16 protein-coding genes and 1 tRNA gene are annotated in these 19493 nt (G+C 56.4%); 7 read left to right on the top strand and 10 right to left on the bottom strand.

The window, feature by feature from the left end:
• The first annotated feature begins 90 nt into the window (after positions 1–90).
• Positions 91–1662, top strand: coding sequence for an ArnT family glycosyltransferase (locus QQL54_RS14465; RefSeq protein WP_284392066.1), 1572 nt, complete (start codon positions 91–93; stop codon positions 1660–1662).
• Here QQL54_RS14465 and QQL54_RS14460 read toward each other — a convergent pair.
• The 5 genes from QQL54_RS14460 to QQL54_RS14440 form a co-directional block, all read right to left on the bottom strand.
• Positions 1649–2554, bottom strand: coding sequence for a glycosyltransferase (locus QQL54_RS14460; RefSeq protein WP_284392064.1), 906 nt, complete (start codon positions 2552–2554; stop codon positions 1649–1651). The genes QQL54_RS14465 and QQL54_RS14460 overlap by 14 nt on opposite strands.
• A 43-nt stretch (positions 2555–2597) precedes the next feature.
• The gene (locus tag QQL54_RS14455; RefSeq protein WP_284392061.1) at positions 2598–3851 is read right to left on the bottom strand and encodes an O-antigen ligase family protein; all 1254 of its coding nucleotides are present in this window, start codon (positions 3849–3851) and stop codon (positions 2598–2600) included.
• Between the two features lie 9 nt (positions 3852–3860).
• Positions 3861–5789 carry a threonine--tRNA ligase gene (gene thrS / locus QQL54_RS14450; protein WP_284392059.1) on the bottom strand — a complete coding sequence of 643 codons (1929 nt, stop codon included), beginning with the start codon at positions 5787–5789 and terminating at the stop codon, positions 3861–3863.
• A gap of 133 nt (positions 5790–5922) precedes the next feature.
• Complete coding sequence (locus QQL54_RS14445) at positions 5923–8445, bottom strand: HAMP domain-containing sensor histidine kinase (RefSeq protein ID WP_284392057.1); 2523 nt, start codon at positions 8443–8445, stop codon at positions 5923–5925.
• Positions 8438–9361: a PhnD/SsuA/transferrin family substrate-binding protein gene (locus QQL54_RS14440; protein WP_284392504.1), complete on the bottom strand. Its 924-nt coding sequence runs from the start codon at positions 9359–9361 to the stop codon at positions 8438–8440. The genes QQL54_RS14445 and QQL54_RS14440 overlap by 8 nt, the downstream gene beginning before the upstream one ends.
• A gap of 149 nt (positions 9362–9510) precedes the next feature.
• Here QQL54_RS14440 and uvrB point away from each other — a divergent pair, with 149 nt between their 5' ends.
• Positions 9511–11652, top strand: a complete 2142-nt coding sequence (gene uvrB / locus QQL54_RS14435) for an excinuclease ABC subunit UvrB (protein WP_284392055.1) — start codon at positions 9511–9513, stop codon at positions 11650–11652.
• Between the two features lie 43 nt (positions 11653–11695).
• Here the strand turns inward: uvrB and QQL54_RS14430 are convergent, their stop codons facing one another.
• Together QQL54_RS14430 and QQL54_RS14425 are read right to left on the bottom strand one after the other, a co-directional pair.
• A complete protein-coding gene (locus QQL54_RS14430) occupies positions 11696–12400 on the bottom strand; it encodes a VIT1/CCC1 transporter family protein (protein ID WP_284392053.1) in 705 nt (234 codons plus the stop codon).
• A 40-nt stretch (positions 12401–12440) separates the two neighbouring features.
• On the bottom strand, positions 12441–12941 hold the full coding sequence (locus QQL54_RS14425) for an Lrp/AsnC family transcriptional regulator (RefSeq protein ID WP_284392051.1): 501 nt from the start codon (positions 12939–12941) through the stop codon (positions 12441–12443).
• Between the two features lie 189 nt (positions 12942–13130).
• Here QQL54_RS14425 and QQL54_RS14420 point away from each other — a divergent pair, with 189 nt between their 5' ends.
• From QQL54_RS14420 to QQL54_RS14405, 4 genes are read left to right on the top strand one after another with little or no spacing between them, the layout of a single operon-like run.
• Complete coding sequence (locus QQL54_RS14420) at positions 13131–14378, top strand: thiamine pyrophosphate-dependent enzyme (protein ID WP_284392049.1); 1248 nt, start codon at positions 13131–13133, stop codon at positions 14376–14378.
• Positions 14378–15394, top strand: coding sequence for an alpha-ketoacid dehydrogenase subunit beta (locus tag QQL54_RS14415; protein WP_284392047.1), 1017 nt, complete (start codon positions 14378–14380; stop codon positions 15392–15394). The genes QQL54_RS14420 and QQL54_RS14415 overlap by 1 nt, the downstream gene beginning before the upstream one ends.
• Positions 15394–16806: a 2-oxo acid dehydrogenase subunit E2 gene (locus tag QQL54_RS14410; protein WP_284392045.1), complete on the top strand. Its 1413-nt coding sequence runs from the start codon at positions 15394–15396 to the stop codon at positions 16804–16806. Before QQL54_RS14415 ends, QQL54_RS14410 begins: the two co-directional genes overlap by 1 nt.
• A 35-nt stretch (positions 16807–16841) precedes the next feature.
• The gene (locus tag QQL54_RS14405) at positions 16842–16955 is read left to right on the top strand and encodes a 2-oxo acid dehydrogenase subunit E2 (protein ID WP_348520765.1); all 114 of its coding nucleotides are present in this window, start codon (positions 16842–16844) and stop codon (positions 16953–16955) included.
• Here the strand turns inward: QQL54_RS14405 and QQL54_RS14400 are convergent.
• A complete protein-coding gene (locus tag QQL54_RS14400; RefSeq protein WP_284392043.1) occupies positions 16952–17368 on the bottom strand; it encodes a hypothetical protein in 417 nt (138 codons plus the stop codon). The two genes, QQL54_RS14405 and QQL54_RS14400, sit on opposite strands and share 4 nt — an antisense overlap.
• A gap of 242 nt (positions 17369–17610) precedes the next feature.
• Here QQL54_RS14400 and QQL54_RS14395 point away from each other — a divergent pair.
• A tRNA-Met gene (locus QQL54_RS14395) sits at positions 17611–17684 on the top strand.
• Between the two features lie 11 nt (positions 17685–17695).
• Here the strand turns inward: QQL54_RS14395 and QQL54_RS14390 are convergent.
• The gene (locus QQL54_RS14390) at positions 17696–18658 is read right to left on the bottom strand and encodes a HupE/UreJ family protein (RefSeq protein WP_284392041.1); all 963 of its coding nucleotides are present in this window, start codon (positions 18656–18658) and stop codon (positions 17696–17698) included.
• Positions 18655–19455: a peptidyl-prolyl cis-trans isomerase gene (locus QQL54_RS14385; protein ID WP_284392039.1), complete on the bottom strand. Its 801-nt coding sequence runs from the start codon at positions 19453–19455 to the stop codon at positions 18655–18657. The genes QQL54_RS14390 and QQL54_RS14385 overlap by 4 nt, the downstream gene beginning before the upstream one ends.
• Between the last annotated feature and the right edge of the window lie 38 nt (positions 19456–19493).

The following is a 19493-nucleotide window of genomic DNA, read 5'->3' as shown; positions in this document are numbered from 1 at the left end:
GGTGGGAGCTTTGGCAGGCACACCGGGAACGGACAAGAGGCCATTACCGCAAGCCTTGCTCTTCAGCGCCCATCGGGCCAAGGCGCTTTCATGTTGGATTGGTCCTCAAACACGCGGCGCGACTTGTTGATCTTGTCGCTGATCGGGCTGTTGGCGTTCCTGCCGGGACTCGCGTCCCTGCCCCCCATCGACAGAGATGAAGCGCGTTACACGCAAGCGACTGTGCAAATGGTGGAAACGGGCGATCTGATCGACATCCGCTTTCAAGACGATGCGCGGCATAAAAAGCCCGCTGGAGCTTATTGGGCGCAGCTAGCCAGCCTCACGGTCACGGGGCAAATTGATGATGTGAAGCGCGGCGAACGCGCCATCTTGGCGCACCGTTTGCCGAGCGTTCTCGGTGCCCTGATTGCGATTTGGGCAACCTACCTAGCGGGGTTGACCCTGTTTGGACGGCGCGAGGCGCTGTTGGGCGCGGGCTTGCTCGCTGTGTCCGTCTCGCTCGTGTTTGAAGCTCATATTGCCAAAACCGACGCCATGCTGGCCGGGGCCTGTGCCGTGGTTCTATATGGGTTGGCCGCCCGAAAGTCTTGGCCGGTTTGGTTGGGCATGGCCGCAGGCATGTTGCTGAAGGGCCCGGTCATCCTGTCCATCGCTTTTTTGGGTTTGATCGGATCGGCGATTTGGGATCGATCCATGGACCGGGTTCGAGCCGTGATGCGGCCCATGCCGATCCTCGTCGCTCTGTTGATCACCCTGCCTTGGTTCATCGCCATCGGCATTCAGACGGACGGCGCCTTTTTTGCCGAAGCGTTAGGTAATGATTTCGGGGGCAAGCTAGCGGGCGCGCAGGAAACGCATGGTGGAGCGCCGGGATATTATCTGATGACAACCCTCATCATGTTCTGGCCCGGTATTCTGGCTGTTCCTGTTGCAGCGCTCTTTGCATGGCGGAACCACCATCGAAGCAATGTCCGGCTGCTACTGGCGTGGCTCCTACCCATGTGGCTGATCCTGGAATTCGTCCCAACCAAACTCCCGCACTACACACTGCCGCTCTATCCGGCGCTGGCACTGCTAGCCGGAGCGGGGTGGGTGCAGTTGGTCGACGCGCGCAAGTCACGGCTATTTGGCTTGATCATCGTCCTGCTCATTGGGGGCGTTCTATCCGTCGTTGTCGCCGCGACGCTTTGGACAGCCTTATCACCGATTTGGGTTGGCCTCATCGCAGCCGGCTTGATCGGGTTGGCCATTGCTGCCTCTCTATCCATCTGGCGCGGACAGGATATGCGCGGCATCGCTCTGGCTGCGCTGTTCTTGGCGGCAGGGTTTGGTGGGGTTCTTGCTAATAGCCCGCTACTGGATCTGTCGCCTCGAATTGCCGCGCAACTGCCGTCTGGCCAGCGAGTCGTCTCCCCCGACTACCGTGAACCGTCGCTTGTCTTTCTTGCCGGAACGGACACGCACCTTTCCCGGCAAGAGGTAGCCCCAGGTGATGCGTTGTTGTTAAGCCAAGATACGAACGCACCTTCCTGCGCCGTTGCGAGTGCGACGGTAGAGGGGACGAATTATGCCAAGGGGCAAGAGATGGTGCTGACGGTTTTTGAGACCGAGAACTGCGGCACGGACGAGTTGTCGGATTGGGCGACTACCGCCCCCTAATACCTTTACGCACGCCCAACCAGAGCGTCCGGGCGAACAAGGCCCCCGCCATGAGTGGAGCGACTAGGATGGTGGCTACTTTCACGCCAAGCCCCGGACCTGCTGTCCAAAAATAGCGCAGCAGACCTTTGAGTTTATGGCATTCGACCCGCCACCGCGGAATATCGGACGTCGAGCCATAATGCATCGCTCTAGCCCCCGGTACAAAGGTGACCGATCCGCCCTTGCGCCGGACCGCCCGACATAAAGCGATATCTTCAACATGTAGGAAATAGGCTGGGTCAAATCCGCCAACCGCGTCAAACGATGCCCGATCCATCATCAGGCTCGCCCCAGAGATCGTCGGCATCGGCACTGGGCCAGATGGGAGCGGTAAGTTTTCGCGGTGGATGGACTGTAGGCCCGGCAATCGGTGCAGAGCCGTGAAACTGTTTAGAGCAGATCCTATTGTCAGCGCCCCGCGCCGGGCGCCGCGTTGTTCTTCTCCACTTGAATTGAGAAGCAAGCCGCCGGTGATCCAAGGCGACTGAGCGCGGTCGCCTGCATCGGCCATCTGCCGCGCCGCGCCGACTTCCAGAACGGCATCAGGATTGAGAAAGAGGAGATAGTGTCCGCTCGCCATAGCCGCGCCGTAATTACAACCGCGCGCAAAACCGACATTGCCGTGGCCCTGTAGTATGCGGACATTCTCAGTTCGCGATGCAACCTCTAACAGACGCGGGCGATCCGCTTGGGCATTGCCATTATCAACAACGATGAGTTCGTGAATATCCGGATCACGTTGAACCGCGCGGATCGATTCCATCAGCGCCGGTCCCGTCATGAAAGACACGATGATGACGCTGATAGAGCGATCATCAGCGCAAGTTTTGGATGTCGAAGAGGCGGACATGATCTGGACGCCTCTGCGCAAGCGCGTCTGATTTTTCAACCGTTTAATCCGTCAATCTATTCGTATTTAACCTATGTTGTGACGGTATTAATGCGGCTAAAGTGAGGCCGAGCCCGACCAAACCCCACCACCAATATTGCCACGCACCGACTGTGACAGCGCTGGCAATCGTCGCACTCATTAGAGTCCCAGACACAGCGGCACTGCGCCAAGGATCTACCCCAACAAGGCGGCGAAGCGGTCGGTAGAGCGTCAGCAGAGCGATCGTCAGAAGCACAGCCCCGAGCGCGCCTGCCTCCATCCAGGTCTGTAAGCCGAAATTATGCGGGTGTAGCGACACGAACGGCACATCCACACCGATTCGTGTGGTGAAAGCGTCCTGCATGTTCCGAGAGCTATCAAGTCCTTTACCGAGCAGTGGCGCTTCGCTGATCCGCGCGAGGCTGTAATCCCACATGCGCAAACGATGATCCCACGACATAGGCAGGCTGGCCATCACGCCCTCGCCCATCAATCGCGAGATAACCCCAACCAGCGGCGCCAATAGGATAGAAGCGCACGCGGCCCCTAATGAGAGACGCAAGCCCCAACGCGGCGAGCGAAACCCCATCCAGAATAATGGGGCGGCGCCGATGAGAAGAACAGGCGCAACGGCGAGCCGGTTCAACAATGTTCCGGTCAAAAGCACGGCAACAAAGCCGAGGCTCGCCGCAATGGCCCACCCACGCGAAAGCCGCGTTGCGAACAGAGCGATCAGGAGCGGTGTGAGAAGCGCATAGACGACATGGCCGCGCCCGATATTCATCTCGGCTTCGCCCTGACGCTTATTGAGGCTCTCCCCCGGTCCGATGGGATCGAGCAGCGTGTTAATGCCGTAGCCAGACGCTACATCGAGCGCGAGTACAGCCACTCCGCCGAGAGACATGGCCATGAGGATGTGGGACAAGGTATCACGCGTTTGCTCGGTCCGCGTGCGCAGCAAGATCGGAATTGAAGCGAATAATGCCATCTGCCCAGCAAGCCGGATCGCCGTTTCAGGCCCCGCGCCGCTCCAGAGCCCGCTCACGCCGAGCCAGAGAAAGAAAATCAGAAAGGCCGACAGGCAAACCAGGCCAGGACGTGTCAGGGCGGGATATTCCTGCCGCTGCGTCAACCAGACAACCCAGCCCACCGCTCCGAGCAGAATAACAAGACCCGCAAAGGCCAAGCCGCCCATATGAATATAGACCGCGAAAAAAGAGAGCCACAACAGCAACCAACCCGTCGCGACGCGGTCGATCAGGCTCCTGAAAGTCATCTCTAGAAACTAGCGTTTCAGATCGGGCGGTGTGGCTTCGTCCGTCAATGCGGCAATGGCCTCATCAATCGTTACGATCTCTTGGCCTTGTGAGCCAAGACGGCGCAGCGCCAGTTTACCTTCGTCGGCTTCACGGCGACCGACAACAGCAATCACAGGGATTTTCTTATCGGCAGAGAGTTCACGGATCTTATAATTGATCTTCTCATTGCGTGTATCTGCCTCGGCCCGCAGCCCTGCAGCTCGGAGCTTCGCCACAACGTCCTCGGCATATTCATCCGCATCCGACGTAATGGTCGCCACGACGATTTGCGTCGGGGACAGCCAGAGCGGGAATTTGCCCGCATAGTTTTCGATCAAGATACCGAGGAATCGCTCAAATGACCCAAGAACAGCGCGGTGCAGCATGACCGGCGCATGTTTGCCATCATCCGCGCCAATATAGGACGCGCCGAGACGTTCCGGCATGTTCGGATCAAGCTGAATTGTACCCGCTTGCCACTCACGACCAATTGCATCGCGCAGAACAAAGTCGAGTTTCGGGCCATAGAATGCACCGTCGCCTTCATTCAGCACGACTTCCAGACCCGAGGCTTCCGCCGCCTTGCCCAGCGCGTCTTCGGCGATATCCCAATACTCATCGGACCCAACACGAGTGTCAGGCCGGGTCGAAAAATTGACCTTCACATCGTCAAAACCCAGATCCGCATAGACAGACTTCAGCAGTTCCGTGAACGCCTTTACCTCATCGGTGACTTGTTCAAGCGTGCAGAAAATATGGCCATCATCTTGCGTGAAGCCGCGCACCCGCATGAGGCCATGCAGCGCGCCGGATGGCTCGTACCGATGACACGATCCAAATTCGGCATAGCGAACCGGCAGATCGCGATAAGATTTCATGCCCTGATTGAAGACTTGAATATGGCAGGGGCAATTCATCGGTTTGAAGGCGAGCACTTTGTCCTCGTCAGCAATCTCCGCCACGAACATGTTCTCGCGATATTTTTCCCAGTGACCCGACGCTTCCCAGAATTTCCGATCCATCATTTGCGGCGTCTTGATTTCGGCGTAGCCATATTCGCGTTGGCGGCGCGCCATATAGCTGCGCAGGACGGTGTAAAGCGTCCAGCCCTGTGGGTGCCAGAAGGCCTGTCCCTGCGCTTCCTCTTGGAAGTGAAACAACTCCAACTGTTTGCCCAAGCGGCGGTGGTCGCGCGCTTCCGCTTCTTCGAGTTGCTTCAGATACGCGTCCAGCTCTTCTTGGGTTGCCCAAGCCGTGCCGTAAATTCGCTGTAGTTGCGGGTTCTTCGCGTCGCCGCGCCAATAGGCTCCAGCGACCTTCATCAGCTTAAACGCCTTCCCGATCTTGCCTGTGCTGGGCAGATGCGGGCCGCGGCAAAGGTCAAACCATTTGCCCTGACGGTAGACAGTGATCGTCTCGCTCTCAGGCAGGTCTTCGATCAGCTCCGCCTTAAAGCTCTCGCCCATCTCTTTGAACATCTTGATCGCGGCGTCACGGTCCATCTCTTCGCGCACAAACTTGTCGTTGCGGTTGATGATGAAGGCCATCTTCTTCTCAATGGCGGCGAAATCATCCTCAGAAAAAGGTTCGTCACGATGGAAGTCGTAATAGAATCCGTTTTCGATCACGGGACCGATGGTGACCTGTGTGCCGGGAAACAGCTCCTGCACGGCTTCGGCCAGCACATGCGCCGCATCATGCCGGATCAGCTCCAACCCTTCCGGGTCTTTTGCCGTGACCAGCTCAATCTTTGCATCGCTCTCAATCGGATATGTCGCATCCAGCAAAACTCCATCCAGCTTCACAGCCAGCACTTTTTTGGCCAAGCCGGATGAGATCGACTTGGCGATCTCAAGCGCGGTGACGCCGGCGTCATAATCGCGCGCGGCTCCGTCTGGGAAAGTTAGGGTGGGCATGAGTGGATGAATCCAAAGTTTACGTCAGCCGCGCATGTGGCAAATGGGGGCGGTTGGGGCAAGAGCGGGCGTCAGGGTAGAGAACAAAACCGTTCAGGGGGACACTGTTAGAAGAATGTGGGTTTTTCGACCCCTATGCCGCTTCCGCCGACCGATTGAAGGTCCATTTGGCGATCATGGCATCTAGAGCTCCCTGCAGCAGGGGCTTGGACAGATGGTCATCCATGCCAGCCCCTAAAAACCGGTCCCTGTCATGCGGCAACACGTGGGCAGTCACAGCAATGATGGGACAGGGCGCCAGACCAGCTTCAGCTTCATAAACGCGAATATGGCCGACAGCATCTGGCCCATTCATGACTGGCATTGAAACATCCATAAGCACGAGGTCGTAATGTGCCGCTTTGAAAGCCGCGATGGCTTCCTGACCGTTTTCGACCATTTTCAAGCTGACATTTTGATCCTTGAGCATGCTCTCAAGGACCATCCGGTTGATCGCATTATCATCCGCTGCGAGAATGCGCAGCTTGGACGGATCAATTTTAACGGCGGGCGGCTCTTCCGAATTTGAAATGACGGGCTGAATCATAGCGAAATTCGGGTCATTACGAGTATCCTGAATTTGCGTCGCTCTGTCCGTCAGGGTGTAGTCCTGCAATTCGTGCAAGCCGACTTCCGAGAGTTGACTGAAGATCACATCCGTCAAACGGCGGGTTGGAAAAGGCTTTTCGATAATGATGGAAACCCCGTTTTTAGCGTAGCCCGATACGAGTTTATCGGCGCAGGCCGATGTGAGAATCACAAATCGCGTGTCCGATAATGCGGGTGTCTTTCGAACAGCCGCAACCAGATCCAACCCGCTCATGTCTGGCATCGCATGATCGGAAATCACTAAAGGAAAGCGGAAACCATGATCAGATTGAGCCCGGTTCATCAAGCTGATCGCCGTTCTTGCATCCGGAACGCAGATCGGGTGAGCCCCAATCCTCCGTAATTGCTGAGAAATGATATCGCGACTGGCATGCAGGTCATCGACGACAAGGATCGGGGTTTTCTGGGATAGGCGGTGGGTTGGTTCACTGACGCTCACCCCACCTTCACTTGAGTCTTCTACCTCGATTTCAAACCGGAATGTAGAGCCCTGACCCAACTCTGATTTGACGGATATCGTCCCGCCCATCGCTTTTGCGAGTTGCTGACTGATGGACAAACCAAGACCCGTGCCGCCGAAGCGGCGGGTCGTCGTATTGTCTGCCTGCTCGAACTGATTGAAGACTCGGTCCAGCTTTTCCTTGGCAATACCGATCCCTGTATCTTCAATTTCGAAACTCACTCGGACGCAATGACTTTTCAGAACGGGATCCATCTTACGAATGGTCAGTTTCACATAGCCCGTTTCGGTGAATTTCAACGCGTTCCCGATAAGGTTGATCAATATCTGACGAACCCGGCCTTCGTCGCCGATGAGATGCTCCGGCACCTCGACTGGCATATCGCCGAGAAGTTCGAGGTCTTTCTCTCGGGCTGTATGACCTAGCAAGGCCATGACATCTTCGACGGTATTGCGAAGATTAAAGGGTTGTTTCGCGATCCTCAATTCTCCGGATTGCAGTTTAGAGAACTCCAGAACATCATTAATGACGGTCAGCAGAGCGTCGCCAGACCGTTTGATAATATCCACTTGCTGCTTTTGTGAGGGTGTGAGCGCGGTTGAGGACAGAAGCTGTACCATGCCGAGCATACCGTTCATGGGCGTACGAATTTCGTGGCTCATATTCGCGAGAAACTCAGATTTAGCCTGACTGGACTGTTCCGCTTCGAGCCGAGCAATCTCGTTTCGATTCGCATCGCGCTGCGCCGCACGACCCTGCTCTAGCTTGAGACTCATTGTTTGGAAGGCGTTATATAGATCGCCGATTTCATCACGCCGACTCGTTGTGACTTCCCGACCAAAGTTTTCATTGCTGATGTGATCCGCTTCGACGACGAGCCGTTTTATCGGACGGGTTAAATGCCTGGCGGCAATAGAAGCCGTCATCACAGCAAGTGCTATCGCAATCGCAATCGCGCACATCATGACGAGTAAAAGCCTGCGACGGCTGGCGCGCCGCATGTCCGCCAACACCTGTTCAGCATCCGCAATAGCCGCCGATAAATCAGAAGCCGGAAGGGCCAATCGGAAACCACCGATTAGTTGTCCTTTATAAGTGATGAGCCGTGTAGCGACGACCTGATTATCTGCCTGCTTCAGATTTAATGCGTTTGGCTGTCTCGCAATTTGATCAATGGCATTCTGAAAGCTGACTGAGCGAGTTCTCTCGGCAAAGGCGCCTGCCGAAATCAATACACCCGATTGATCGAAAATTTCGAGACTCGCCACCCCTTCATCCTCGCCAAAATCTTTGGCCCATTTTTCAAGCCCGAGAAAATCATATTGGAGGAGAGGCGCTTCGAGCTTGGCAGCCGCCTGCCCCGAGAGATCCTTCACTTTCTTACGATCCTGCGCCTTATATTGCTCAGCCACGAGATCGAACGACACCTGTTCAGTTTGCTTTGTCACAGCGTCGATTTGCGTGAAGAAAATCACACTGACCGTCATGATACTTGCCACGATCAGCGCGACTATGATCGCCATATATTTGAGACCGAGTCTACTCATGCGCGAGGTAGTTCCCTTCAGTATGAGCGTAGGTCTCGATTAGAAAATCAATGTGTTGCTCATCTTCGGGCGAAAGCTTCTTAAAGGGAGCAATTCCGCCTTCGTAAGAGGTTAGTGTGTTCTGGATAACATCACGTCGCTGAACCGAATTCCGGCTCGTCAACGTGACATACTGGTCCATGGGCACATCTTCGTCGACAATCAGGCGGAACGTCTCACGAATATGTAGCGGGGTCTCTTCTTCATTGTTCCAGTCTGTCCGGTTAAACGCGATGGCATCAATGAGTCCGCGGTTGAGCCACGCGACCATATTCACCTCATCCCCAGCAAAAACGAAGTTTATGGCATCCGGCGTCACGTCATTTCGCACGGTGTCTAGATATTCCATTGGATAGCCTGCACGCTGAATGAGAGTAATTGGCCCGAAGTAACCACTCCGATTCCAAACGCCCTCAAATGCCAGCTTTCGTCCTTTCAGGTCCGCCATGGACCGAATGGGCGACCCATCGCGTACAGCAAAGACAACGGCCGCCAGATCCGTACTCCGTCCAGAAGCTTTCATGGCTGGGGTCATCGGGTTCTTGATCATCGCCTTGACCGCGACACGAGCGTCAGAGATCGCCAAATCAACCACCCCATCATTGATCAGATCTGTCAGATCTTTGTTTGAGGAAACGATTATGGGTTGAGGGGCAAATTTCCGGCCGTCAAAAGACGCGCTTTTTAGCCTGTCCATCACTGAATTTATGAGATCTTCGCTGGTCGTGTCGGTCGCAGCGACAATGAACGCATCCGCACTCGCATTGTCAGCACCATATGCGGGACCCCAAACAATGGAGAAGCCGACCGTAGCGATGAGCATGCCGCACCGCTTATTGATCTTGAGCCACCCCATCTCGACCATTCCCACAAACATCACGCGCTTAACTGTGCGTGCCGCAAATCCTTACGGGGAACAGGTTACAAGTTCCCTAAATGGACGACGGATCCAGCATCGCATCATATCGACCGTAAAGCACACTCTCCGCCCTTGGCGTTCTCGGTCCGTTCCCCTATCTATGCGCCATGCCTGTTCAAACTGAAATGCCTGTCCACGCGGCCCCGGCGCTGTGGACACCACACCGACCAGAAAAGCCGTCCAAGTCAGAGGGCGGCAAGACGTTCGTCCTAAATTCACCGTTTGAGCCGAAGGGCGATCAGCCCAAAGCGATTGAAGCCTTGGTCGCAGGTGTGAATGAGCATGAGCGCGACCAAGTGCTGCTCGGTGTGACCGGGTCCGGCAAGACCTTCACCATGGCCAAGATTATCGAGCAGACGCAACGTCCCGCTCTGATCATGGCACCGAACAAAACGCTCGCCGCGCAGCTCTATTCCGAATTTAAAAGCTTCTTTCCGCACAATGCTGTCGAATATTTCGTGTCCTATTACGACTATTATCAACCCGAAGCTTACGTGCCGCGTACCGATACGTTCATCGAGAAGGACTCCTCCGTCAATGAGCAGATCGACCGGATGCGCCACGCTGCGACGCGGGCAATCCTAGAGCGCGACGATTGTATCATCGTCGCGTCTGTGTCCTGCATTTACGGTATTGGGTCTGTCGAGACTTATACGGCGATGACGATTGATCTGGCGCGCGGTGAGGAGATTGATCCGCGCACACTAATGGAACAGCTCGTCAGCCTGCAATATCAACGTAATGATCTGGCCTTTGCGCGCGGCAGTTTCCGCGTGCGAGGCGATACGATTGAACTGTTCCCGGCGCACTATGATGACACGGCATGGCGGTTTGATTTCTTCGGCGACGAGATTGATAGCATTACCGAATTTGATCCGCTGACGGGGAAAACCGGACGGACCATCGACAAGGTCCGTGTTTACGCCAACAGCCACTATGTCACGCCGCGCCCAACCGTGCAGAGCGCGATGAAAGGGATTAAAGCGGAGCTCGACAAGACGCTGAAACTGTTCGAATCTCAGGGCAAATTACTAGAAGCGCAACGGTTGCAACAGCGCACCGAGTTCGATCTGGAAATGATGGCGGCGGCTGGGTTCTGCAACGGGATCGAGAACTATTCGCGCTACCTCACCGGGCGCGCGCCGGGTGAGCCACCGCCCACATTATTCGAATATTTACCCGAAAATGCGTTGCTCTTTATGGACGAATCCCATGTCGGCGTGTCGCAGATCGGCGGGATGAGCCGAGGCGATGCCAACCGCAAAGGTACGCTGGCCGAGCATGGCTTCCGCCTGCCCTCTTGCATCGATAATCGCCCGCTGAAATTTGAGGAATGGGACGCGATGCGCCCCCAAACCGTCTATGTCAGCGCCACGCCAGCCGATTGGGAAATGGAGCGCACGGGCGGCGTGTTTGTCGAACAGGTGATCCGTCCGACCGGTCTGATCGATCCGCCCGTGGAAGTGCGTCCTGTCTCTGGCGAGCATCATAATCAGGTCGATGATGTGGTCGATGAGGTCAAACGCGTGGCGGCGAATGGCTTCCGCTCACTGGTCACAACGCTGACCAAGAAAATGGCCGAAGACCTAACCGAATATATGTCTGATCAGGGCATTCGCGTCCGCTACATGCACTCGGACGTCGACACGCTGGAACGGATCGAAATCATCCGCGATCTACGGCTCGGCACGTTTGACGTGCTGATCGGGATCAACCTACTCCGCGAGGGTCTCGACATTCCCGAATGCGCCTTTGTCGGCATTCTCGATGCGGACAAAGAAGGCTTTCTCCGTAGTGAAACGTCGATGATCCAGACCATTGGTCGCGCAGCGCGAAATTCAGAGGCGAAAGTCGTGCTCTATGCCGACAAGATTACAGGCTCGATGCAACGTGCGATGGACGAGACCGAACGTCGCCGTACGCGCCAGATCGCGCATAATGAAAAACACGGCATCGTCCCGCAAACCGTCCTGCGCGGCGTTGCGGACATGGTCGGCGACAGCCAAGCGGCCCAGCAAATCAAAGACGAACGCGATAGCTACACGCCGTCAGGACGCAAAAAACAGACTGGCAAAGCCAAGCGCGGTCTATTGGAAGCTGCCGAAGGCCAAGAACCCTTCATGGGCGGCAACATGATCGCCGTCGCTGCCGACCTAGAAAAACGCATGTTCGAAGCGGCGGAGAATCTGGAGTTCGAGGAAGCGGCGCGGTTGCGGGATGAGTTGGTGAAGTTGCGGGGGGATGAGTAAGCGATCTGACCAGTCAGCGCTTATGCCTCGCTGAGGCAGGGCTCTAGACCGTAACGTTAAAGAGCCAGCCGACACCAAATGTCACGGCAAGGGCGAAGAGACCAAGGATAACGACACGCAAGACAGCGCGTATAATGGGCGCGCCACCTAGTTTGGCTCCGATCGAACCCAGAACGGCCAAACTCAACACAGTCGATATTAGAACAGCGCTCACGATCCGGTCCGCTGGTGCGGCCCCAGCGGCGAGTAACGGTATGGCCCCGGCCAAGCTAAAAGCGAGAGCCGACAAGAAAGCTGCCTGGAGCGGATTGGCCTCGAGACCCTCGACCATGCCCAGTTCGTCGCGCAGATGTGCGCCCAAAGCGTCAGCTTGGGTCAGTTCTTGCGCCACGCGACGAGCCGTCTCTTCGGTCAGCCCGCGCTTCTGGTAAATATCGACCAACTCATCGAACTCTGCATCTGGAAACTTTTCGAGCGCGTCAGCCTCTCTAACAATGTCCGCACGTTCGATATCCGATTGGGAGGACACAGACACATATTCTCCGGCAGCCATTGACGTCGCTCCAGCAGAAAGACCTGCTATCCCTGCAATCATCACGGCAGTGGGGCTGGCGTCAGCGGCAGCAACTCCGACAATCAACGCTGCAACGGAGATTATTCCGTCATTTCCACCCAGAACGGCGGCTCGTAACCAACCACTTCGAGTAACGTAATGCGGTCCCCCAGGATGATCGATCGGATTGGACATGTGGTTCTCCCTTTGGTCAGGGACAAGTTGACCGACTTAATCAATAACGCGGCACCGCACTGCTAATCAAATTCAACGGCAGCGCTGTCGTGTCCTTCGCTTGCCTCAGCACGATCCGGCTTTGGACGTCTGAGATCAGGTCGATGGACAGCAGGGTTTCGCGCAGGAAGCTTTCATAGGCGTGCATGTCGGTGGTGACGATGCGGAGCATGAAGTCGACGGCGCCAGTGACGACGGCACATTGCACGACTTCGGGCATGCGCGAGACGGATTGTTCAAACTTTTCCATATTAATACGGTTGGGTAGGCTGAGCTTAACCGCGACGAAGACTTCGAAATCAAGGCCGAGCAGTTCCCGGTCGAGTAGGGTCACGCGCTGGTCGATTATACCCAGTTCTTCCATACGCTTGATCCGGCGCCAACAGGGCGAGCTACTGAGCCCAACCTGTTCGCTGATTTCCGCGACGGACAATCCAGCATTCCCTTGTAGAAGATGCAGGATCTTGGCATCAATATTATCAATCTGGCCCGGTGTTTTCATAATCGGATCCCCTTGGCACCACACGGGTCGGCAGACCGCGCGAAGAAGTTTTCGGACTTCCTACTGCATCCCGGTATAATTTGCCAATGATTCTGCAATTGCCGAGGTGCGATGCACGCGATTGTGACATAGATGGGTAGCAATTGGGCGTTTTGAACCCAAAACAGGCTTATAGGGCATATCCAATTCATGGCTAAAACCAAGACCAATCAATCCCGTATGTATGTGCCAGAGCCGCCCTTTCGGCCAGGTGACACGCCGGATTATAGTCACATCTCTGTCCCGGCGGACCATACGCCGCCCCGGCCTGATCCGATGTGCGACGATCACGAAACGGCGGAACATGCGCTTAAGCTGATCCGCGTGATGCGGTTCAATGGCGATACGGCGGGCGAATGGATTCCGGGTCTAACGGCGGATGTGAAGCGCAAAATGCTGCACGACATGATGCTGACCCGCGCGATGGATGAACGCATGTTTGCTATGCAGCGCCAAGGCAAGATGAGTTTCTATATGAAGAGCGCGGGCGAAGAGGCCGTATCCGTCGGCCATGCCCAAGCTTTGCGCGATGACGACATGATCTTCCCGACCTATCGGCAGCAGGGCATTCTGATCAATCGCGGCGCATCGATGCTGGAAATGATGAACCAGTGTCTGTCAAATTCCGGTGACCCGCTACAGGGTAAGAATATCCCGGTCCTCTACAGCTTCCGCAAACATGGCTTCTTCTCGATCTCGGGCAATCTCGGCACGCAGCTGATCCAAGCGGTCGGCTGGGCGATGGCCGAAGCCTATAAGAACAAAGACAGTATTGCGTCGACCTTCACCGGCGAAGGCGCAACGGCGGAAGGTGACTTCCACTACGCGCTCAACTTCGCGTCGACCTACCGCGCGCCCTGCATTATCAATGTGGTCAACAACCAGTGGGCCATTTCCAGCTTCCAAGGCATCGCCATGGGCGAAGGCGAGAGCTTTGCCGCGCGCGGCACGGGCTACGGTCTCGCGACCTTGCGCGTGGACGGCAATGACGCATTGGCCGTTTATGCGGCGACCAGTTGGGCGGCGGAGCGCGCCCGTAAAGGCGGCGGCGCGACGGTCATCGAACATTTCACCTATCGCAAAGAGGGTCACTCCACGTCGGATGATCCGAGCAAATACCGCCCCGCCAATGAAGCCGAAGTCTGGCCGTTTGGTGATCCGGTGGACCGTTTAAAAACCCATCTCATCAAAATTGGCGAATGGGATGAAGAACGGCACGAAGCCCAAGCCAAAGAGGCTAAACTCTTCGTCCGTGAAACCTACAAAAAGGCCGAAGCCCTAGGCACCGTCGATAGCGGTCCACAGGTCGACGACTTCACCATGTTCGAACAAGTCTATGCTGATCCGCCGCAAATGCTGCTGGAACAGGAAGAGATGTTCAAGCGGGAGCTTGGCTAATGCCGCAAATGTCGATGATTGAAGCCATTCGCGACGCGATGGATGTCAAGATGGCCGAAGACCCGAACGTGCTGACGTTTGGCGAGGATGTCGGTTATTTCGGCGGCGTGTTTCGCTGTACGGCGGGCTTGCAGGAAAAACATGGGTTACACCGCTGTTTCGACACGCCGATCAGCGAAGGCGGCATTATTGGCATTGCCATCGGCATGGCGGCGAACGGATTGCGTCCGGTCGCTGAAATCCAGTTCGCTGATTATATTTATCCGGCTTATGACCAGATCGCGAGTGAGGCGGCGCGTTTGCGCTACCGCTCCAATGGTGATTTCTCTGCGCCGATCACGATCCGCACGCCTGTTGGCGGCGGCATTTTCGGTGGCCCGACGCACAGCCAATCCCCCGAATCCCTTTTTACCCATATTGCCGGGCTGAAGACGATCATTCCGAGCAATCCATACGATGCCAAAGGTCTGTTGATCTCAGCTATTGAGAGTGATGATCCGGTCCTCTTCCTTGAACCTAAACGCCTCTATAACGGACCGTTTGACGGCGACCATGAAACGCCGTCTGTTTCATGGAAGGGCCACGAACTCGGCGAAGTTCCGAGTGGCCGCTACACGGTCGAACTCGGCAAGGCGCGCACGGTGAGCGAAGGCTCTGACATTACCATCATCGCTTACGGAACAATGGTCTGGGTTGCAGAAGCTGTGGCGCAAAACCTTGGCATTTCTGCGGATATTATCGACCTACGTTCACTCGTCCCACTGGATATCGACGCGATCGAAGCCAGTGTGAAGAAGACCGGACGTTGCGTAATCTTGCATGAAGCGACACGGACGTCAGGCTTTGGCGCCGAACTCATGTCGCTCGTCCAAGAACGATGCTTCTACCATCTTGAAGCCCCGATCCAGCGCGTCACGGGCTGGGACACGCCTTACCCGCACGCACAAGAGTGGGCTTACTTCCCCGGACAAAAACGGGTTACCGCTGCCGTGCGGACTGCGCTAGAAGCCGCCTAATGGGTACCTATCGATTCAAACTACCGGACATTGGCGAAGGCGTCGTTGAAGCCGAGATTACGGCTTGGCACGTTGCACCCGGTGAGACAGTCGAGGAAGATCAACCCCTTGCCGACGCCATGACCGACAAAGCCACGATTGAGCTGACCAGCCCGGTCGACGGCGTGGTTCGAACGGTTGCTTGTGAAGAGGGCGAGAGCGTCGCCGTCGGGGCAGATCTGGTGGTGTTCGACATAGAGGGCGGATTAGAAGAGGCCGCTGCCGAGCACGCCGCTGACAGCGCACCTACGGCCACTCCGGAAGCCGCCGCACCAACCTCTGGGTCTGGCACCTATGAATTCAAGTTGCCTGACATAGGCGAAGGCGTCGTCGAAGCCGAAATCACGGCATGGCACGTTAAAGTCGGCGATACGGTCGAAGAAGATGATCCGCTCGCTGATGCCATGACGGATAAGGCCACAATCGAGCTAACCAGCCCGGTCAATGGCACGATCACGGCGGTTGCCGGCGACGAAGGCGATATGGTCGCCGTCGGCGCCACTCTGGTGCAATTCGCGGTCGAGGCGGTCGGCAATACCGAACCGGCTGCAACTTCATCAAGTCCGACTCCAGCACCTATAGCCCAAAAAACGAACAGCGATGCTGTTCAGCGCTCCACTAAGATCGATCCACCAAGTCGACCGTCCGGGGTTACGCGCCCCCTCGCCTCTCCCGCCGTGCGTAAACGCGCCCGTGACGCTGGCCTCGATCTGTCTGCGGCCAAAGCGACGGGCGCAGAAGGGCAGATCACTCATGCGGATCTCGACTTGCTGACCACTGTTCTGGAACCTGTCGAAGGCGAAACCCGGATCAAGGTCATCGGCCTGCGCCGCGTCATTGCGCAGCGTATGCAGGAGTCCAAACGCCACGTCGCGCATTTCACCTATGTCGACGAAGTCGACGTGACCGAGATGGAAGAGTTTCGGAAACGCGCCAACATTAAATTTACCGATGATCCAAGCCGGTCGAAACTAACCGTTCTGCCGTTCATCATCCGCGCCCTCGCCGCGACGCTGAAAGATTGGCCGCAATTCAATGCGCTCTATCAGGACGGCTCAGACGGTCTCAATCCGGGCGGCGGCAATTATATCTCGCAATTCTCGGACCTTAATCTTGGCATCGCAACACAGACCGAGATTGGCCTCGTCGTGCCCGTCCTGCGCCGTGCTCAAACCCTGTCGATCTGGGAGATGAGCAACGAAATTGCGCGTCTCGCCAATGGTGCGCGCGACAATCAGCTGTCTCCCGCCGACTTCCAAGGCGCAACAACAACGCTGACCTCGCTGGGCCCCCTCGGCGGCATTGTGACGACCCCGGTCGTCAACCGTCCACAAGTCGCGATCTTTGGTCCGAAAAAATCCGGCCCAAACTAGAACTCCGCAATGGCGAAGTCGTTGAACGCAAAGTGATGAATTTCAGCGTGTCCTGCGATCACCGTGTCATTGACGGGTTTGACGCCGCCTCGATGATCCAAGACCTGAAACGCCGCCTCGAAGACCCGCTTGAGATGTTTCTGTCTTAGCCCTTAGGCAATGGCGCGAGATCGGGCTCAACCCACCCTCGCCGTGCCTCAACTGAGAATAGCCGATCCTTTGAATAGTGCTGGAACAGCCAGTCCGGACGGTCAAACCCTTGACTCAAAAGCGCGTTGGTTCGCTGGGCGATCGAACCCTTACCCATATGCGCCGCAATCGACCGGAGTGAGGCCAAAGTGATCGTGTGGTGGTAACCTTCGCTATCCGTATTTTGCCCGCCGACAGATACATTATAGGTGCGAATTAAACCCGGCATGATCTCGGCTGCGGCATGACCGTGACGATCGAGTAACCAGACCGCCATTGCGATATGCGCAGCATGCGTCCACTCATCCTTTGGCAGCGTAGAGTCGCGCATGCCTTCAGCGATATGAGTGATTTCGTCGTCTGTATTGTACATTATTTTTCCTTCCTATGGAGAGACGGCGGGTGCCGCCTTGTCTGGGAAGGCCCCGCCAAATGGCGGGGTGAGAGCGCAGGCCGCTAGGCCAGCCGGAAACCCGTCCGCCGATATGACGAACGCTGTTGCTGGATAGAATGGGCGATACTGCGCATGTGGCTGCATTAGCGGCGAAATCTGCCTGAAACAAGGCTTGCCGCCTCGCGCGCCTCGCCTTATATCGCGCGCCTGCCGTATGGCGTGGTGAGGTAGCTCAGCTGGTTAGAGCGCAGGACTCATAATCCTGAGGTCGAGAGTTCAAGTCTCTCTCTCACTACGCCGCGGTCCCTACACCCAATATCCCAATATCCGCTCAATCACCCAATAGGCCGCGATCGCGCCGATGGCGTAGGTCGCGAGCGTTGCCGTCGGGCGCGTCAATTTCGGCGCAAATCGGTAGCCGATAAACCCCGCCAGTAAGGCCGCGGCGATAATTGCAAATTGTCCGGCTTCCACCCCAACATTGAACAGGAAAAGCGCAGCCAGTTCCTGTCCCTTGGGCAACCCTAAATCTGCCAGCGCGCCCGCAAAGCCAAGGCCGTGCAAGAGACCGATCCCGAAGCTGACCAGATAGGGCCGTTTCGCCGTCAGCCCGACCTGCCCGTCCCGTCTTCGAATAATCTCTATGGCGAGCAGCAGGATCGAGGCGGCAATCAGGATTTCGACGGGTCGTGACGGCAGGCTAAACAGACCCAGAGCTGAGACCGCCAGAGTCAGACTGTGAGCCAACGTGAAACTGGTAGCCACGCCTAGAATTTGGCGACGTTTAACCAGAAGGCAGAGCCCCAAAACGAACAAAAGATGATCCCAGCCCATGACAATATGGAGGATACCTTCGCCAAAATAGGCGCGCGCTGCAGGCGGAGTCGCAACACTCAAATCCATTACGGGATTGGACGGTTTGACGAGGGTGGAGCGAACTGATCCATCGGCTGCGTTAATTCGGACGAATACATCGGTGAGCGTGCGGTTAAGGCCGTCTATGCGGATAAACCCTCCGGTGAGATCACAAGTTAAGCGGTAGCGTTCTACCACCGTGTCTTCGTCTAGTGTCACGGATGGTTGGCTTGCCTTACATTGGGCTGGAAAAATGGGCGTTAGATCGAGGCGTCGGCCGCTGGTAATCGGCTGCTTCCACGTCACGGCATAGGCGTCGCCGTCTGCATCTAACGATAGCAGGGCAGGCCGGACTTCATGCGCCGATGCCGGACTTGCCAGCAGCAGCAGGATGAGAAAGAGGAGACGCCTCATTCTTCAACGATCACATCATATTTAGCGACGAGATCGCGCATGGCTTGATCGACGCGGGCTGTGTTGGCCTCATCCATCCAATCGGCGAGCACTTCCGCGCGGGCGCGCGTGAAATCTGGTTCAATGCGGGGTGTCACCTCCGTCACGCGAATGCGGTGGATGCCGAACGGGCTTCGGACCGGATCCGACCAGACCCCGACCTCGGCGTCAAATACCGTACTGGCAAAGGGGCCGCCATAATCCTGCTGGACTTTGTTTCGGCTAAGCGGGCCTAACTCTCGCGCAATGATGAAGGGATCACCGACTTGGGTCCAGTCGGTCAGGTCGGCTACCCCAGCATCAGCTTTGGCATCAGCGCGGCGATCATCAGAGAAGAAAACGTGTTGTAGTGACCTGCGTTCGGCCACCGCATAATCTTCTCGGCGGGTGTTGAACCATGTCTTTAGTTCAGCCTCGCTGGGTTCGGTGACAGGGCCTGTATCGGTCAGGAGGCGCATCTTTTGCGCTATACGGCGGCGGATAACCGTGTCGTCTTGATCCAAGCCCAGCCTCTCGCCTTCACGGGCGAGAACCTCTTCCTCGACAAAGGCGACAATGATGCCTTGCAGTTCCGCCTCAGTCGGCGCGCGGCCATTTTCAATGGTGAAGAGATCGGACTGACGCGCAATCTCTCGCGTCTCGACGATAAGCTGACGATCTGCCCGCGTGACGAGGGTCGACCAGAGCGCGTGACCGACAAATAGCAAAGCGCCAAGAGCCAGAAAATGGATCAGCGGATCACGGCTGAGTTTAGACATAAACGGCAGAGCCCCCGAAATCATTCAGGGGCTCATAC

This window comes from Algimonas ampicilliniresistens (assembly GCF_030159955.1).
Taxonomy (GTDB): domain Bacteria; phylum Pseudomonadota; class Alphaproteobacteria; order Caulobacterales; family Maricaulaceae; genus Litorimonas; species Litorimonas ampicilliniresistens.
This window is presented reverse-complemented; position numbering and strand designations above follow the sequence as displayed.

Coding starts and splice junctions, on each gene's coding strand:
- QQL54_RS14465 (WP_284392066.1), top strand. CDS start 91: ATGTTGGATTGGTCCTCAAACACGCGGCGCGACTTGTTGATCTTGTCG.
- QQL54_RS14460 (WP_284392064.1), bottom strand. CDS start 2,554: ATGTCCGCCTCTTCGACATCCAAAACTTGCGCTGATGATCGCTCTATC.
- QQL54_RS14455 (WP_284392061.1), bottom strand. CDS start 3,851: ATGACTTTCAGGAGCCTGATCGACCGCGTCGCGACGGGTTGGTTGCTG.
- thrS (WP_284392059.1), bottom strand. CDS start 5,789: ATGCCCACCCTAACTTTCCCAGACGGAGCCGCGCGCGATTATGACGCC.
- QQL54_RS14445 (WP_284392057.1), bottom strand. CDS start 8,445: ATGAGTAGACTCGGTCTCAAATATATGGCGATCATAGTCGCGCTGATC.
- QQL54_RS14440 (WP_284392504.1), bottom strand. CDS start 9,361: ATGTTTGTGGGAATGGTCGAGATGGGGTGGCTCAAGATCAATAAGCGG.
- uvrB (WP_284392055.1), top strand. CDS start 9,511: ATGCCTGTTCAAACTGAAATGCCTGTCCACGCGGCCCCGGCGCTGTGG.
- QQL54_RS14430 (WP_284392053.1), bottom strand. CDS start 12,400: ATGTCCAATCCGATCGATCATCCTGGGGGACCGCATTACGTTACTCGA.
- QQL54_RS14425 (WP_284392051.1), bottom strand. CDS start 12,941: ATGAAAACACCGGGCCAGATTGATAATATTGATGCCAAGATCCTGCAT.
- QQL54_RS14420 (WP_284392049.1), top strand. CDS start 13,131: ATGGCTAAAACCAAGACCAATCAATCCCGTATGTATGTGCCAGAGCCG.
- QQL54_RS14415 (WP_284392047.1), top strand. CDS start 14,378: ATGCCGCAAATGTCGATGATTGAAGCCATTCGCGACGCGATGGATGTC.
- QQL54_RS14410 (WP_284392045.1), top strand. CDS start 15,394: ATGGGTACCTATCGATTCAAACTACCGGACATTGGCGAAGGCGTCGTT.
- QQL54_RS14405 (WP_348520765.1), top strand. CDS start 16,842: ATGAATTTCAGCGTGTCCTGCGATCACCGTGTCATTGACGGGTTTGAC.
- QQL54_RS14400 (WP_284392043.1), bottom strand. CDS start 17,368: ATGTACAATACAGACGACGAAATCACTCATATCGCTGAAGGCATGCGC.
- QQL54_RS14390 (WP_284392041.1), bottom strand. CDS start 18,658: ATGAGGCGTCTCCTCTTTCTCATCCTGCTGCTGCTGGCAAGTCCGGCA.
- QQL54_RS14385 (WP_284392039.1), bottom strand. CDS start 19,455: ATGTCTAAACTCAGCCGTGATCCGCTGATCCATTTTCTGGCTCTTGGC.